18 protein-coding genes are annotated in these 14,016 nt (G+C 66.3%); 8 read left to right on the forward strand and 10 right to left on the reverse strand.

From position 1 onward, the window contains the following. The first annotated feature begins 16 nt into the window (after positions 1-16). Both NO931_RS18650 and NO931_RS18655 read left to right on the forward strand, forming a co-directional pair. Positions 17-904, forward strand: a complete 888-nt coding sequence (locus NO931_RS18650) for a Vms1/Ankzf1 family peptidyl-tRNA hydrolase (RefSeq protein ID WP_256393871.1) — start codon at positions 17-19, stop codon at positions 902-904. 98 nt (positions 905-1,002) lie between these two features. Beyond that, the gene (locus NO931_RS18655; RefSeq protein WP_256393872.1) at positions 1,003-1,713 is read left to right on the forward strand and encodes a prolipoprotein diacylglyceryl transferase; all 711 of its coding nucleotides are present in this window, start codon (positions 1,003-1,005) and stop codon (positions 1,711-1,713) included. 31 nt (positions 1,714-1,744) lie between these two features. Here NO931_RS18655 and NO931_RS18660 read toward each other — a convergent pair whose 3' ends face one another. Together NO931_RS18660 and NO931_RS18665 are read right to left on the reverse strand one after the other, a co-directional pair. Continuing rightward, positions 1,745-2,515 (reverse strand): sulfite exporter TauE/SafE family protein, encoded by a 771-nt coding sequence (locus NO931_RS18660; protein WP_256393873.1) that lies wholly within the window; start codon positions 2,513-2,515, stop codon positions 1,745-1,747. A gap of 1 nt (position 2,516) precedes the next feature. Next, complete coding sequence (locus NO931_RS18665) at positions 2,517-3,779, reverse strand: NRAMP family divalent metal transporter (protein WP_256393874.1); 1,263 nt, start codon at positions 3,777-3,779, stop codon at positions 2,517-2,519. A 463-nt stretch (positions 3,780-4,242) separates the two neighbouring features. On the opposite strand from NO931_RS18665, the gene NO931_RS18670 reads away from it, so the two are divergent. Both NO931_RS18670 and NO931_RS18675 read left to right on the forward strand, forming a co-directional pair. After that, a complete protein-coding gene (locus NO931_RS18670) occupies positions 4,243-4,398 on the forward strand; it encodes a hypothetical protein (protein WP_256393875.1) in 156 nt (51 codons plus the stop codon). A gap of 106 nt (positions 4,399-4,504) precedes the next feature. Continuing rightward, the gene (locus NO931_RS18675) at positions 4,505-5,470 is read left to right on the forward strand and encodes a cation diffusion facilitator family transporter (protein ID WP_256393876.1); all 966 of its coding nucleotides are present in this window, start codon (positions 4,505-4,507) and stop codon (positions 5,468-5,470) included. 102 nt (positions 5,471-5,572) lie between these two features. On the opposite strand, the gene NO931_RS18680 is transcribed toward NO931_RS18675, so the two are convergent. After that, positions 5,573-6,313, reverse strand: a complete 741-nt coding sequence (locus NO931_RS18680) for a hypothetical protein (RefSeq protein ID WP_256393877.1) — start codon at positions 6,311-6,313, stop codon at positions 5,573-5,575. A 200-nt stretch (positions 6,314-6,513) separates the two neighbouring features. On the opposite strand from NO931_RS18680, the gene radB reads away from it, so the two are divergent. Further along, positions 6,514-7,227 (forward strand): DNA repair and recombination protein RadB, encoded by a 714-nt coding sequence (radB, locus tag NO931_RS18685; protein ID WP_256393878.1) that lies wholly within the window; start codon positions 6,514-6,516, stop codon positions 7,225-7,227. Positions 7,228-7,271: 44 nt separating this feature from the next. Here radB and NO931_RS18690 read toward each other — a convergent pair whose 3' ends face one another. Together NO931_RS18690 and NO931_RS18695 are read right to left on the reverse strand one after the other, a co-directional pair. Continuing rightward, on the reverse strand, positions 7,272-7,598 hold the full coding sequence (locus NO931_RS18690; RefSeq protein WP_256393879.1) for a DUF7344 domain-containing protein: 327 nt from the start codon (positions 7,596-7,598) through the stop codon (positions 7,272-7,274). A gap of 66 nt (positions 7,599-7,664) precedes the next feature. Then, positions 7,665-8,339 carry a helix-turn-helix domain-containing protein gene (locus NO931_RS18695; protein ID WP_256393880.1) on the reverse strand — a complete coding sequence of 225 codons (675 nt, stop codon included), beginning with the start codon at positions 8,337-8,339 and terminating at the stop codon, positions 7,665-7,667. A 130-nt stretch (positions 8,340-8,469) separates the two neighbouring features. Here NO931_RS18695 and NO931_RS18700 point away from each other — a divergent pair, with 130 nt between their 5' ends. Both NO931_RS18700 and NO931_RS18705 read left to right on the forward strand, forming a co-directional pair. Further along, positions 8,470-8,922: a DUF7344 domain-containing protein gene (locus tag NO931_RS18700; RefSeq protein WP_256393881.1), complete on the forward strand. Its 453-nt coding sequence runs from the start codon at positions 8,470-8,472 to the stop codon at positions 8,920-8,922. Continuing rightward, complete coding sequence (locus NO931_RS18705) at positions 8,906-9,268, forward strand: HalOD1 output domain-containing protein (protein WP_256393882.1); 363 nt, start codon at positions 8,906-8,908, stop codon at positions 9,266-9,268. Before NO931_RS18700 ends, NO931_RS18705 begins: the two co-directional genes overlap by 17 nt. Positions 9,269-9,322: 54 nt before the next feature. Here NO931_RS18705 and NO931_RS18710 read toward each other — a convergent pair whose 3' ends face one another. From NO931_RS18710 to NO931_RS18725, 4 genes are all read right to left on the reverse strand, one after another. Beyond that, the gene (locus NO931_RS18710; protein ID WP_256393883.1) at positions 9,323-10,162 is read right to left on the reverse strand and encodes an IS5 family transposase; all 840 of its coding nucleotides are present in this window, start codon (positions 10,160-10,162) and stop codon (positions 9,323-9,325) included. A gap of 117 nt (positions 10,163-10,279) precedes the next feature. Continuing rightward, on the reverse strand, positions 10,280-11,437 hold the full coding sequence (locus NO931_RS18715) for a CBS domain-containing protein (protein WP_256394029.1): 1,158 nt from the start codon (positions 11,435-11,437) through the stop codon (positions 10,280-10,282). 182 nt (positions 11,438-11,619) lie between these two features. Further along, positions 11,620-12,528, reverse strand: coding sequence for a pyridoxal 5'-phosphate synthase lyase subunit PdxS (gene pdxS, locus NO931_RS18720; RefSeq protein ID WP_256393884.1), 909 nt, complete (start codon positions 12,526-12,528; stop codon positions 11,620-11,622). A 104-nt stretch (positions 12,529-12,632) separates the two neighbouring features. After that, the gene (locus NO931_RS18725) at positions 12,633-12,776 is read right to left on the reverse strand and encodes a hypothetical protein (protein WP_256393885.1); all 144 of its coding nucleotides are present in this window, start codon (positions 12,774-12,776) and stop codon (positions 12,633-12,635) included. 140 nt (positions 12,777-12,916) lie between these two features. On the opposite strand from NO931_RS18725, the gene NO931_RS18730 reads away from it, so the two are divergent. Further along, complete coding sequence (locus tag NO931_RS18730) at positions 12,917-13,612, forward strand: DUF1405 domain-containing protein (RefSeq protein ID WP_256393886.1); 696 nt, start codon at positions 12,917-12,919, stop codon at positions 13,610-13,612. Here NO931_RS18730 and NO931_RS18735 read toward each other — a convergent pair. Continuing rightward, on the reverse strand, positions 13,598-13,963 hold the full coding sequence (locus NO931_RS18735) for a hypothetical protein (RefSeq protein ID WP_256393887.1): 366 nt from the start codon (positions 13,961-13,963) through the stop codon (positions 13,598-13,600). The genes NO931_RS18730 and NO931_RS18735 overlap by 15 nt on opposite strands. Positions 13,964-14,016 lie beyond the last annotated feature (53 nt).

Below are 14,016 nucleotides of genomic sequence, written 5' to 3' on the forward strand. Positions count from 1 at the left end.
GAAACGTCGTCGAACCATGCTGGACAGGTTGCTCGGACGCGCATCGCTCAAGGAGCGCGTCTCCGAGTTGGAAGACGAACGGGAGAGTCTCCGCGCGCAACTGGAGGCCGAGCAGGAGCGCCGCGCCGACGCCGTCAGCGACCGACAGGACGCCCAGGAGCGGGTCAACCGGCTCGAAGACAAGATCGAACAGCTCGAGGACGCCCTCGATCGCCGGGACGACGCCGACGACGGGATCGAGTTCCGCGGCGTCGAGGAGTTGCGGGGCCCGCGCGTCGACGCCGTGCTCAACCGACTCGAAAGCGTCGAGACCGATCCCGAGGGGATCATGACTGCGATGGTCGACGGCGCCCCCTCCGAGGCCGTCCGCGATGCGTTCGGCGAGCGGGCGCCGCTGGTCGCCCGCGCGGCGCCGTGCCTCGCAGTCACCGACGACGCCGGCGTCGTCTCGGCCGCGCTGGACGTGCCGGTCGCGCCCGAACCGTTCGCGATGTGGAGCGACGGCGTCGAGCTCGACCGCGAGTGGTTCCGCCCGACCGGCCGGTACGCCGTCGCGCTGGTACGGGCCGACCTGTTCGCGCTCGGCGAGTACGACGGGCGCGAGCGCCGCTCCGTCTCGGGCTTTCGCAGCGGCGTCAAGAGCGACCACTCGAAAGGCGGGTTCTCGCAGGGACGCTTCGAGCGCCTGCGCGACGAGCAGATCGACGAGCACCTCGGGAAGTGCCGCGAACGGATCGCCGAGCGCGAGGCCGACCGGCTGTACCTGCTGGGCGACGCCGCGGCGATCGACCGGCTCGACGTCGACGCCGCGGCGACCGACGCCGTCGGCGCGACGGGCGATCCCGAAGACGCGCTCGCTGATGCGGTCCGCGAGTTCTTCTCGGTCCGTCTCTACCGGCTCTGAGTCGTGTGGGGGCGCCGTGAGAGCCCACCGCAGCCCGGTTTTTATCCGCCGCGGCGTCGTAGCGTCTCGCGGGACCGGCGGTTCGACCGATGATATCTATGACGAGTCACGACAGCCAGACCGGCGAGGAGCCGGCGGACGCGACGACCGGGAGCGAGGAGGAGGCATCGTTCGTTCGAAAGCACGTCACCGGCGGCACCGCGGCCATCGCAGTCGGCGGCCTGTCGCTGGTGCGGGCGCTCCGGGCGCTGGGAACGAATTCGCGGCGCGCGGCGTTCCACGGGGCGCTCGGCGCGGCCGGGATCGCGCTCGGGATTGCGCAGCGTCAACGCTCGGATGCCGACGGGACGTCGCCCACGGGACTGAACGAGGGGGAAACGATCACGTTCGAGAACCAGGACGACGAGAACGGCGGCGGGATGGACGAGGGCGAGGCGACGGGCACCTCGACCGACGAACTGAGTAGTTCGACGCCCGACGAGGCCCGCGAGGACGACGGCATCTCGGAGGCGGCGGTCGCCAACGAGCCGGCCGAAGCCGCCGGCCCGTCTTCGACCGATTCCGTCCCCGAGCAGACCGACTCGACCGAACCCGAGGCGACGCCCGAGGACGACCCCGAGGTAGACGAGGAGGTGGCGAGCCTCGAGGACAAAGACGAACGCACGACGCCGGGCGAAAAGGCCGACACGCCCGAGGAAGAGATCGCCGAGGAGACCGACGACGGGGATCCCGGCGAGGACGAGGCGACGACCGCCGACGAGACGACCGACGACGATGACGGCGGAGAGCACCGCGACGACGAGTCGTAACTCGGCGCACCCGACTCGCTTCTGAGGGACGTTACGCGATCAGATAGCCGCCGACGCCGACGAGGATAGCGCCCAGCACGATCTTCAACCGGGCGGGGTCGACGCGGTGGGCGATCGACCATCCCACGACGACGCCAGCGACCTGCGGAACGCCGACGAGCACGGCGTACGGCACCGACACGGCCCCCTGCGCGAAGTATCCCGCGGTCGCGAACCCGGAGATGAAGATCGACTGTACCTGCGCGACGCCGAGCGCCAGCAGGATCGGCACGCCGAGCACGACCAGCGCGGGGACCGCCAGCACCGGCCCGCCGACGCCGACCAGACCGCTGGCGACGCCGAGGCCGAACCCGAGCGTGCCGAGCGCGGCCTGCCCGTCGCGAGTCGACGCGTCGACCGAGACGATCGGTTCGAGTTCGCGCCACTCCCGGTACAGCAGGGTTGCGCCCGTCAGTCCCGCGACGGCGCCGAGCAGGATTCCGAACAGGTTCCGTGAGACGTAGCTGTTGAGCGCCGCGCCGGCCAGCGCGCCGACCACGCTCGCCGAACTGAGGATCGCGGCCATCCCGCGTCCGCCACCGTCGAGCAGTTCGCCGGAACGCGCGTACGCGACCGTTCCGACGAGGCCGGTCACGATGAACGTGGCATGGGCCGTCCCGGCCACCTCGGCGGACGACAGCGGCGTGAGGGCATACAGCGCGACCGTCACGAAGATGCCGCCCGGTCCGATCGTCGTGATGCCGACGCCGGCGACGAGCGCGATCGCGACGAGCGCCGCGATCAGGGCTAGCGAGAGTACCACCCTAGAATCCGCCGCCGGTGATGAGGCCGACAAACTTCTCGACTGCCAGCACCGCGAGCACGATCGCGAGTAGCACCAGCACGGCGTTGACCAGATTCAGCCAGCGGCTGTTGCGGTGTTCGCCCATCGTCTCGCGGTCGTTGACCGCCCAGAACAGCAGGGTGGCGGCGACCGGCAGCGCGAAGATGCCGTTGTACGTCGGGAACAGGATCACCATGTCGACGACCGTCAGGTCGAGCACGGCGCTGACGACCGGCGAGAGGACGCCGATCCCGGTCAGGCCCGCGAAGACGAGCGAGAAGAGCCGATCGCCCTTCTCGACGTCGACGCCGGCGGCCTGCGGGATGATGTACGCCGGCGTCCACATGATCGGAATGATGCTGTTGAACGCGGCGGCGATCACGCCGCCGACGAACAGCACCATCGCCCAGGTGCCGAGCACCTCGACGAGCGCCTTACCCGGCGTGAGGAACGTCTCCAGGGACGTGTAGCCCATCGGGCGCAGCAGCGCCGCCGAGGCGATCAGGATCGCGACGGTCGTGATCCCGCCGACCGCGTACCCGACCGAGAGGTCGCGGCGTGCGGCAGGCAGGTCGCTCTGTTCGGTCCACCCCTTCTGGCCGACGAGGATCGACTCGAGGAAGAAGTTCGGCCACAGCGCCGTCGTCCCGAGCAGTCCGGCGGCCACCGCCAGCGCGCCGAACGAGTCCATCGTCGGGACGAACCCCATCGTGAGCTCCCCGGCGGCGGGGCTGCTCGGGAGCGCGACGATGACGTACACGACCAGCAGCGAAAGCATCATCCCGATCATGATGTTCTCGACGGTGTCGTAGTGCAGCAGTCCGACCGCGATCGCGGCGATCGTCGTCACGACGGCGATCGGCTGCCAGGCGACGGCGCCGCCCAGCAGGAACGAGACGCCGGCGCCGACGGCCGCGACCAGCCCGACGGTCCAGGCGACGCAGCCGATCGAGAGGAACAGCGCGATCGTCACGGCCAGGGGGCGTCCGAGCTTCTCGCGGACGAACACCATCAGCGACTCGCCGTGGATGCCCAGCCGGGCGCTCATGTCCTGAGCCATGAACCCCAGCAGCGCGGCGCCGACGACGGCCCACAGCAGGGTGTATCCGTGCATCACGCCCGCCTGGCTCGCGATGTACACCGATCCCGACCCGAAGTAGCTTGCGACCATCACGAACGCCAGGCCGTACTGCTCGGCCAGTCCGGTGATGCTGTCGAGAAGCGTCGCGTTTTGCGTGCTCATCTGTCAGCGAGTCCTCGTCGGTCGATCTGCAGCGCGGCCCGAACTGCGTCAACTGCAGAGGCGTCGGGGACGTACTGCGCTTGGAAGAAGTGATACGCCTGCTTCCGTCCGTTCGTCGCGGTGGAACAGTGTGGTTCGTTCATCGAATGGGAAGACATCGCCGCCGGATCGTTCGACGGCGGCGCCGCTCGTGGTGGGAGCTCAGTCGAGATGCGTCAACCGCTGTCCGACGCTCGTACTGCGTCGCTCCGGCGTCGGGTGCGACGCCGACAAGAATGATCGGCGCCCCAGGCCCGGCCGCCGAAGGAATGACACTCGCCAGTACGCCACGGAGGGCGGTAAGACTTGAACCAAAACACGTGGGCGAAGCCGACGTTGCGGCGGTTCGCCGGAGATTTCGCGGTTCTCCGGGATCCGATCGGGTGCGGAAAGCGTTATTTGCCACCAGCATCTATCATCGTTTATGATTCCCGACTGCCCGCGGTGCGGCGAGCGGATGCACCTCGACGACGAGACATCCAAGCTCGTCGAGTACCGGTGTACGACCTGCAACACCCGCGAAGTCGAGACGCGAACGGGCCGGCGGACGCTCCGGCGGAGCGCGTCGAACGCGGACTGACCAGCGGCGGCGGCACGGAAGTTCGGAACCGAGGGGCGGCAAACGGCGACCCGGCGCGACGGTCGCTCCCGGTACACTTTTTTGTCACCTGTCGAAAGACGATCCAATGGCCGGAAACAGCAAGTCCGTCGTTCTCGCGGCGCTGTTCGCGAACGGCGCGATTGCGATCCTGAAGTTTCTCGGGTTTCTTCTCACGCAGAGCCCGGCGATGCTCGCCGAGACGTACCACTCGATCTCCGACACCGGGAACCAGGTGTTCCTGCTGATCGGCATCCGGTACGGGGGACAGGAACGGGACCGCGAGCATCCCTTCGGGTACGGGAAGGCGCAGTTCTTCTACAGCTTCCTCGTCAGCGTGTTCCTGTTCGGCATCGCGGGCTGGGAGAGCGCGAAGCACGGCTACGAGGCCGTGATGCACGGCGAGACCACGGCGGCGGAAGGGTCCGCGACGATCCCGGTGATCGCCGCGGAGATCCCCGGTGTCTACATCAACTACGCTGTCCTGCTCGGCGCGATCGTCTTCGAGACGTACGCGCTGATCAAAGCCAGGGCGGCGATGAAAGCCGAGATCGAGGAGAAAGGCTACAGCGGCTACGTCGAGGCGTTCCGCAAGACCAGCCGGACGACGCTGCTGACCGCGCTGACCGAAGACACCATCGCGCTGGCGGGCCTGGGGCTCGCGCTCGCGGGGATCTTCCTCACGCGCTGGACCGGCAACTACATTTTCGACGCCTCGGCGGCGCTGCTGATCGGCATCATGCTGATGGGCTTCGCGCTGGCGCTGGCCTGGGAGAACAAGCGCCTGATCCTCGGCGAGAGCCTGCCGACCGACGAAGAGCAGAAGCTCCGCGCGGCGATCGAGGAGACCGACGGCGTCGCCTCGATCGTCGGTCTGCGGACGGTGTACTTCGGGCCCGAGGAGGTGCTTGTCACCGCCGACGTCGCGTTCGAGGAGGGACTCGACGCAGAGACGGTCGAGCGGCGGATCGACGAGCTGGAAGCGCGGATCAAAGAGCTGAACCCGGACATCGGGAAGATCTACGTCGAGCCGGACGGCGGACAGGCGGCCTGAGGAACATCGAACCGTGCGTGCGACGCCGAATCCGGATCGACGACTGGGCCATCACCGGCCGCCGACCGAGCCGTCACCGGCCCCGAACTGCCGACCGGGCCGTCACCGATCGCCGTGTTCCTCGATCGCTTCGTCGAGCGTCAGGTCGCCGGTCGCGACCCGGCGGGCGAGTTCCTCGTCGATCGTCCGGTTCTCCGAGGAGCGCTCCCGCGACCTGTTTTTGATCACCTGCAGCTCGCCGTCGGTCGGTTCGATCTCCCGGCTCTCGATCACTTCGCCGTCGAGTCGGGCGATGTTGACCGCCGCGAGCACGTCGCCCATGCCGCGGGCGCCCGTGCCGAGGTACGGCGTCGTCCCGGTCTCGTCGACGAGTTCGACGCGGACGTCGTCGAGCGCGTCGACGATCCGAGCGCTCTCCAGGCGGGCGCCGTCGCCGACCCGTACCACCGGGTTCTCGGCGTCGGCGACCTCTCGGCGGACGACCTCGGGCGTGTCCTCCAGCGGGACGTGAAACGCGCCGATCACCATCTCCCCGGCCATCACGGCGACGCCGGGCTTGGTCCCCGGGTCGACGCCGACGACGATCCGACCGCCCTCCTCGCGGAGCAGTGCCATCGCGGCCTCGACGGCTCGTCGGGGGCTCTCGGGGTCGGCCGCCACCGTGTCGAACGCCGCTGCGTCCTCGCGCTCGGCGAACGCCTCGTCGGGGCCCGTGATCACGACGCCGGTCGCATCGGGCAGCTCGTCGTCCGGTTCGACGGTGGTAAACTGGACGCCGCGGTCCCGCAGCTCGTTGACGACGCCGTGGTACACCTCGAAGTCCTCGGTCGCGACGACGATCACTGTCCGGCAGTTGGCGTCGGTCCGTGTTAACTCTTAAGACGACGGCCCGACCGCCGGGTGGCGTCGGGACGCCGTTGCGCCGCGGGTCGGACCGGGTGCGGCCACGACGCTGACGCCCGGCCGGCCGTCGCGCCGCGGCCCCGGCGGCGTCAAGCGCCCATACCGGGGAGTTTTTGCGGGGAACGGCCCAACCGTCGGCCGTGAACGCGAGCGAGCCGATTTCGACGGGATGCGGGCCGGTCGACGAGCTTCTGGGCGGCGGGTTCGAGCGCGGGACCGTCACCCAGGTGTACGGCCAGCCCGCGGCGGGCAAGACCAACCTCGCGCTCGGCGCCGCGGTCGAGGTGGCCGCCGGCGGCGGGCGCGCGGTGTACGTCGACACCGAGGGGATCTCGGTCGACCGCTTCGAGCAACTGCTGGAGGCGCGGGTCGGCGAGGACGAGGAGGCGGTGTCGGCCGCGGCCGGCCGCGTCGTCGTCGAGAGCGCCCACGACTTCGAGGAGCAGGCCGAGGCCGTGCGGGACGCCGAGGAGTTCGCGGCCGACGCCGACCTGATCGTCGTCGACAGCGCGACCGGATTCTACCGGCTCGAACGCACCGCCGACGCCAACGCGGGCGACGCCCTGCGGCAGGTCGCCAGCCAGGTGACCCACCTGCTCTCGCTGGCGCGCAAGCACGACCTCGCGGTGGTCGTCACCAACCAGGTCTTTTCGGATCCCGACAGCGACCAGACGCGCGCGCTGGGCGGGCACACGCTCGAACACTGGACCGGGACGGTGCTGCGGGTCGATCGCTACCGGGGCGGCAACCGGAAGGCGACGCTGGAGAAACACCGCGCGAAACCCGCCGGCGAGACCGCGCAGTTCCGGATCACCGACGAGGGCTGCGTCGCGGTCGAAGATCCGGCGCGGTGACCGAGCGGGAGTTTCCGAACAGACGGGACCGGGGCGCCGCCGAACTACGGCGTCACCGCCGAGATCGGCTCGCGGTCGAACGTCTCGCCCCGCTCGGAGAGCCTGACGACGTTCGTCCGCAGGTCGTACGACAGGAATCCGGCCTCCGCTAATTTCGGGAGGTCGACGTGGTGCAGCCTGGCGGCGACGCGCGCTACCTCATCGCACGATCGGCCCGGGCGGGGCTCGTCGTTCTCGCTGCCGACAACCTCGTCGGCCAGGTCGGCCAGCGTCATCGGCATCCCGTACTCTCGAAGGCGACGGAGGACGGTGCGGCGGCGTTCGTCTGCGAGCGGCGCTATTGCGGCGGCGTCCGTCTCGGTCCCAACCATACGCTCCGTAACTGTCCCACGCGGATGAGGAGGATCGTTGTATTGACAACCACCGAGGCAGCGGAGTCAGGTCTTGGATTCCTCGTCGTCCGGGTGGCTCATCGTCAGCGTGCTCTTGACCAGGTTGCGATGCCCCGTGTGGAACCGCTTCGAGAGCGCCTGCTGTGAGATGTCCAGTTCGTCGGCGAGTTCGCTCATGGTCACCTCCTGTGGAACATCGTAGTACCCCGCTTCGAGCGCCTTCACCAGCGTCTCGCGCTGTTTCGGCGTCATGTCGTACTGCGCGCTCGCCATGGGCTGTTCCTGCTCGGTGATCTGGTTGAGCTCGAAGACGATCCCGTGGACGTCGCAGTACTCGCGGAACTCGGAGAGCTTCTCCCGGTCGTCGAAGCGTATCCGCAGCTTCCTCCCCTCGTTTCTGCCCAGCGCGTCGAGGATCGTCGCACCGATCTCGACGTATGCGTACACGATCGTCTCGACGTTGTCGGTCCACTGGGCGCGGTACAGCTTGGCGTCCTCGGTCTCGTCGACCGCCGTGACGTCGGTCACGGTCCCGTCGTCGCGGAACGCCGCCTCGAACTTCGACTGGTCGCCGCCGGTGACCCAGAAGTACGGCATCACCCGATCCTCCATCGTCGCGACGACCTGCTCGATCTCGACGACCATCTCCGGCGCCGCCGTCAAGGAGTGGTGCAAGGCGAAATCCTCCGACGCGACCGAAAACTCCGCGATGACGCTCATGCGGCCGTTTCGATCCGAAATAGAGGCGCTGTTGAAACCCTCATCCGGGGACATGTTCTCCTTTCTTGTTGATGTAGCATGACTGACTGGCGGTGGAGTTTAGTAGCCAGCAAACCACTCAGACAGTATTATGGCTGATGAACCGAGGAGGGATGACGAAGTCGATACCGGTTCGGAGAGGCAACCGACTGGGACCCGACCCCCGCCGCAAGAGCTACTGGAGTTAGATCACGTCTACGAGGCACTGGGTCATCCGCGGCGTCGATACCTCTGTTATACACTGCTTGAAGATACGCAATGGACGCTGACTGATCTGGCGACGAAACTCGCCGCATGGGAGAACGACATCCCCAAGCATGCGGTCACCAACGACCAACGAGAACGGGTATACGTCTCGCTCTATCACGCACATGTCCCGAAGTTAGTTGATGAGGGCATCATCACCTTCGATGACGCGTCTGAGATGATCACTGCCGCCGAGAACGCCGACCACGTCTTGACAGCGCTCAACGGCATGGGAGCAAGTCTCGACAGCATTCAAGAAACACACGCACGGGGTGACATGGATGACGGAGAGCGATAACGGCGGCACCGGGAGTGCCGACGATCCGGCCCTCAACCACGAGACGAACTGGCAACAAGTCGCACAACGACTCTATGAGCCTGACCGAGACGGTGACCTCACGACAGCAATCGTGTTTGCTCTCGCCGAGGCTGAGGATGTCTCCCCGAACGAGATGAAAACCCCGCCGTTGTACGACTCTGTTGACGTAGCTGGGATTGAACAGACATTCTTCGGCTTGGATACTGACGAAGGAGCTCGGCAGGGAACTGGCACTGTCGAATTTCGCTACACCGAGTATCTCGTCAAAGTCAGGAGTGACGGCTGGATTCAAATCTACGAGTCGTCTGAGCCTGAACCGGTGTGAACGGCCACCTGTTGGTTGTGGTTTCAGACCATCTCCAGCCACTGATCTCCGTCACTACACTGGACGGGACACCGAGAGTGTTCGTTCGATGTTGTGAACGACGCACTTGATGGCGAGTTCGCGGAACTGTTTCCACCAGCGACGTGACCGCACGAATGCACCGTGCTTCTGTTTGATCGTCTCAGTGACTGTCTCGTTCATATTCCGTCGATGGTAGAGGTCGCTATCCAGCCGCGCATTCCATGCCTTGTGGGGTGACGAGAACGCTCGGTGCTTGATAAGTGGCCGAATGCCGTGATCACGGGTGAGTTGACGGAGGTTCTGGTCGTCGTATCCGTTGTCACCAGTCAATACCCCGATCGAGTCCGCATTCCGTTTCACCACCTGGGGCGCAATCTGCGTGTCGTGTTTTCGTGTCGTCGTCACGTGAATGTCGAGAACGGCATTGGTCGCCGTATTGACCAGTAGCGTCGTCTTCAGCTGCTGGATGGTGAGGTTCGTTCGCTTCGTGTAGTGTGTTGATGCATGTGCCCGTTCAAACCCGGAGGCATCGATACCCGCGATACCGTTGACCGGCAAATCTGTGAGTGAGACGTTCAGGAGAACCCGCCAGACAGCCATCTTCAAGCGGTCGAAGGCTTTACAGAGCGTCGAGGGGGCCGGGATCGACTCCAGATCGAGAGCGTCACGAATGCGAGGCATTTCGATGAGTTCGTCAACGAAGCCACGGTACGTAGCGGTCTTCTTCACTTTCAGACAGAGCAACACCACGTGTTGGCGGAGCGTGAATCGCTTCCGTGAATAGCGTGTCGAGAACCGAGTTACTGCACGACGAGCCAACACCATCGCACGTTCGGTGAATTGGAGAAGCTGGGATTTCGGGAGGTCATCCATTATCCCTTACGCTACTCACTCGTTATGATTCTCAGTAAGGGTTTCAACAAGGCCGAAACAGAATAAGAGCGCTGAAACCGGCGGCCGGGACGGCGTCGACCGCAGGCCGACGACCCCTTACAGCTCGCCGAGCTTCCGGAGCAGCTGGCCGCGGTGTTCCTCGTCGCTGATCATCCCCTTCCGTTCGAGGACGTTACGCTCCAGCTTGTCGAGCGCGACGTGGAACGCGTTGTCGGCGCCGTACCCTTCGCCCGAGCCGGCCATCTGGCCCTTGTTGGTCCGCATCCGGATCTGGGCCTGGATCAGCGGCGTCCCGCGGAGTTTCTCCTTGTGCTTGTGGAACCGCACGTGGACGTGTTGGACCTGCATCTTCCGGTACTTGTCCGCGACCTGCGTGATGGCGTCGCGCACGTCCTGCCGGCTGATCGTGTCCAGCAGCCGGATGTTGGTAATCTGGACGTCCATCGTCTCCTCTTCGGTGTACGACAGCGCCCGGAGCACGTCGGTCTTCGTGAGGACGCCCGTGACGGTCCTGTCGTCGCCCTCCGGCGTCACGACGAGGCCGCCGTAGTCGTCGTCGAGCATCTGCCGGACGGCCTCCTGAACCGTCGCGTCGAGGGTCGTCGTTCCGACGGGGCTGGACATCGCGTCGTAGACGGGGACGTCCATGATCTTGCTCGCGTCCCCCGATCGGTCGCCGGTCGTCTGGCGCTGGCTCTTGCGGACGGCGATCTCGCTGATGTCGTGGGTCGTGACGACACCAGAGAGGTAGCCGTTCTCGTTGACCACCGGTAGCCGGGAGACGCCGTGCTCTCGGAGCCGATTGATCGCTTTGCCGATGCCGTCGTCCTCGCTGACCGTGATCACCGAGTCGGTGTAGATCTGCTCGACGGTCAGCGCGTCGAGGTTCTCGATCACCGAGTCGAGGATGGCGTCGGCCGTGATGATGCCCCACAGCGTTCCGTCCTCGAACACCGGAGCGACCTTCGTGCCGCCCTCCACGAGCTTGCGAGCGACGTCGCGGATGTTCTCGGTCCGCTGGATCTTGGGAGCCGGATCGTTCCGGCTCGGCTTGATGTGGGACCCGACCTTCGCGTCGTCCTCGACGTGGGACTGGAGCAAGTCGCGCTCGCCGACCACGCCCGCGTACTCGCCGTCGCGGGTGACGATGATCCCTTTCGGGTTCTCCTCGTCGAACAGCGAACGCACCTTGCCCAGTCTCGTCTCGACATCAACTTCGGCGAACTGCTGTGACGCGATGTCAGAAATGTCCATGGTGCTCACAGTGGGTGTACTCCGCGGACACTATTTAAGCTACCGACCATTGTTAACACGTGAAAATAGGTATCAGAGTTGAGAATCGGGCGCGCGAAGCCATCGCTCGAAACGACATCTGCGAACCACAAAAGAGCCGGCCAGGTGTCTAACCCCGAACGAGTGCGATCAGTCAGCGCCGCTCAGACGCCGCGACCCTGCAGCTTTTCTTCTTCGGGAAGGTCGGCGTTGGCGTCGCCGCGCATCCCCGAGCCGATGTCCTTGCTGATCTCGGCGAGCGCGTCGGGATCGTCCCAGTTGTTGACGGCCTCGACGATCGCGGTGCCCATCGCCTCGGGGTCCTCGGCGCCGAAGATGCCCGAGCCGACGAAGATGCCGTCGCAGCCGTGGTGCATCATCAGCGCGGCGTCGGCCGGCGTCGCGATGCCGCCGGCCGCGAAGTTCACGACCGGCAGGCGACCCATCTCGGCGGTCTCGTGGACCAGTTCGGCGGGCGCCTCGTGCTCGCGGGCCCACTTCTCGCGCTCCTGGTGGGTCATCCCCTCGAGTTTGCGGATCGAGCCCTTGATGTTGCGCTGGTGGTGGACCGCCTGGTTGACGTCGCCGGTACCGGCCTCGCCTTTGGTGCGGATCATCGCCGCGCCCTCGTCGATCCGGCGGAGCGCCTCGCCGAGGTTGCGCGCGCCGCAGACGAACGGGGCGGTGAACTCGCGCTTGTCGATGTGGTAGCGGTCGTCGGCGGGCGTCAGGACCTCCGACTCGTCGATCATGTCGACGCCGGTCGCCTCGATGATCTGAGCCTCCTTGGTGTGGCCGATCCGGGACTTGCCCATCACCGGGATCGACACCTCGTCGATGATCGCCTCGACATCGGCCGGGTCGGCCATCCGCGCGACGCCGCCGCGCTTGCGGATGTCCGCCGGCACCGCTTCCAGGGACATCACCGCGACCGCGCCGACGTCCTCGGCGATCCGGGCCTGCTCGCGGTTCACGACGTCCATGATCACGCCGCCCTTCTGCATCCGGGCGAAGCCGCGCTTGACGAGGTCCGTGCCGCGCTTGAGATCTTCGAGATCCGTCTCTGCTGCCATACCGCGCGGTTAGGACCGGCCACACTTAACGGGTTCCTTTGCTTCACTCGTCCAAACCCCCGACAAAAGGAGGGTAGAGCGGACGAAGCCGTCGATCGACGGTGCTAGTGCCGAAGGATCGCCATCGCCATCGGGACGGAGACGAACATCGAGAGGAAGACGAACAGCCAACTCAGAAAGGCCAGCACCACGACGTTGAGGCCCACGATCGTGAGGAGGGCGACGAACTTCTGGCCGAGGCTCATCATGATACCTACCGGTTCGTGTCGACAGTGAAGTATTTTCCGCGACGCCGTCCTCGGACCGCAAGCGGCGTGCTGCCCGATGGCATCGGCCGCTCCGGCCGGAACCGCTACCGTTTTGGTCGCCTCGGAAGACTTCTGTGACGATGCGAGAACTTCCCGAGCGCGACAGGTTGCCCGCCTACCTCGCGCCGGTCCCCGACGCCGTCGAGGATCTGGGACTCCGGAACGTGTGGCTCGTCGTCGCGATCAACCTCGTCGGGACGGCCTTCGGCTTCTGGTTCTACGCGTTCGAGACGGGCCAGTTGCTCGACACGCCGATCGTCATGTGGCCGTGGGTGCCCGACAGCCCCGCCGCGACGCTGCTGGCCGCCGGGGCCTTTGCCTCGTGGGCACGCGGCAACTCGCGGGAGTGGCTCAACGCGCTGGCGTTCTTCGGCAACCTGATCCTCGGCTTCTGGACGCCGTTCGTTCTGCTGGTGTTCGCCGATCGGTATCTCGCCTACCAGTTTATCGGGATGTACCTGTTTCTCTTCTTCAGTCACCTGTCGATGGTCGTTCAGGCGTTCGTGATCTACCGGATCAGCGACTTCCCCCCGAAGGCGGTCGGCGTCGCCGTCGCGTGGTACGGGCTCGATCTGGTCGTCGACTTCTTCATCCCCGTCGTCGGAGAGCCTCACCACACGGTCATCCCGAGACCGCGCTCGGCAGAGATGTGGCTCGGCGCGACGGCGTTAGACGTCGTCGCCGCGGGTGCGGTGCTGCTCACGCTGTTGGCGACGTATCTCTCGCTGTCGATCCGCTCGAAGAAGCTGGAACTTCGGCAGTCAGGGCGCGGCTGACCCGGTCGGATCGCTGAGCGCGTAGCCGAACCCGACCAGAAACGCGCCACACAGCGCCATCACCGCGAGCAGCGGCGCCGATGGCGCCCCGCCGCGAACGACCGCCAGCGCCGAAAGCGCGAGGGCCGCACCGCACGCACCGAACGCGACTCCCGCGGCTTTCCGCTGGAGCGCGACGCCGACGAGCGGGAGGAACGCGAGGGCTGCGACGAGCGCGCCCACCGGCCACCCGCCCGGGTCGACGACGACGTCGATCGCCAGCCACGCGAGGAGGGCGCCGACGGCCGGGCCGGCAGCCCCCCGGAGCGTGAGTACGTCAGTTCCGACGACGCCAGACTCGTCAGTCGCCATAGTCGCGACTTCGGCGTCTGCACGCAAAAAATTGCGGGTGAATTCGCGCGATT

The sequence above is a fragment of the Natronoarchaeum rubrum genome, from assembly GCF_024494695.1.

Bases quoted from the DNA above. Each gene is read 5' to 3' on its own strand.
- NO931_RS18715 (WP_256394029.1), bottom strand. From the start codon at position 11,437: ATGGACATTTCTGACATCGCGTCACAGCAGTTCGCCGAAGTTGATGTC.
- NO931_RS18695 (WP_256393880.1), bottom strand. From the start codon at position 8,339: ATGAGCGTCATCGCGGAGTTTTCGGTCGCGTCGGAGGATTTCGCCTTG.
- NO931_RS18730 (WP_256393886.1), top strand. From the start codon at position 12,917: ATGCGAGAACTTCCCGAGCGCGACAGGTTGCCCGCCTACCTCGCGCCG.
- NO931_RS18705 (WP_256393882.1), top strand. From the start codon at position 8,906: ATGACGGAGAGCGATAACGGCGGCACCGGGAGTGCCGACGATCCGGCC.
- NO931_RS18700 (WP_256393881.1), top strand. From the start codon at position 8,470: ATGGCTGATGAACCGAGGAGGGATGACGAAGTCGATACCGGTTCGGAG.
- NO931_RS18735 (WP_256393887.1), bottom strand. From the start codon at position 13,963: ATGGCGACTGACGAGTCTGGCGTCGTCGGAACTGACGTACTCACGCTC.
- NO931_RS18710 (WP_256393883.1), bottom strand. From the start codon at position 10,162: ATGGATGACCTCCCGAAATCCCAGCTTCTCCAATTCACCGAACGTGCG.
- NO931_RS18650 (WP_256393871.1), top strand. From the start codon at position 17: ATGCTGGACAGGTTGCTCGGACGCGCATCGCTCAAGGAGCGCGTCTCC.
- pdxS (WP_256393884.1), bottom strand. From the start codon at position 12,528: ATGGCAGCAGAGACGGATCTCGAAGATCTCAAGCGCGGCACGGACCTC.
- NO931_RS18655 (WP_256393872.1), top strand. From the start codon at position 1,003: ATGACGAGTCACGACAGCCAGACCGGCGAGGAGCCGGCGGACGCGACG.
- NO931_RS18665 (WP_256393874.1), bottom strand. From the start codon at position 3,779: ATGAGCACGCAAAACGCGACGCTTCTCGACAGCATCACCGGACTGGCC.
- NO931_RS18725 (WP_256393885.1), bottom strand. From the start codon at position 12,776: ATGATGAGCCTCGGCCAGAAGTTCGTCGCCCTCCTCACGATCGTGGGC.
- NO931_RS18675 (WP_256393876.1), top strand. From the start codon at position 4,505: ATGGCCGGAAACAGCAAGTCCGTCGTTCTCGCGGCGCTGTTCGCGAAC.
- NO931_RS18670 (WP_256393875.1), top strand. From the start codon at position 4,243: ATGATTCCCGACTGCCCGCGGTGCGGCGAGCGGATGCACCTCGACGAC.
- NO931_RS18690 (WP_256393879.1), bottom strand. From the start codon at position 7,598: ATGGTTGGGACCGAGACGGACGCCGCCGCAATAGCGCCGCTCGCAGAC.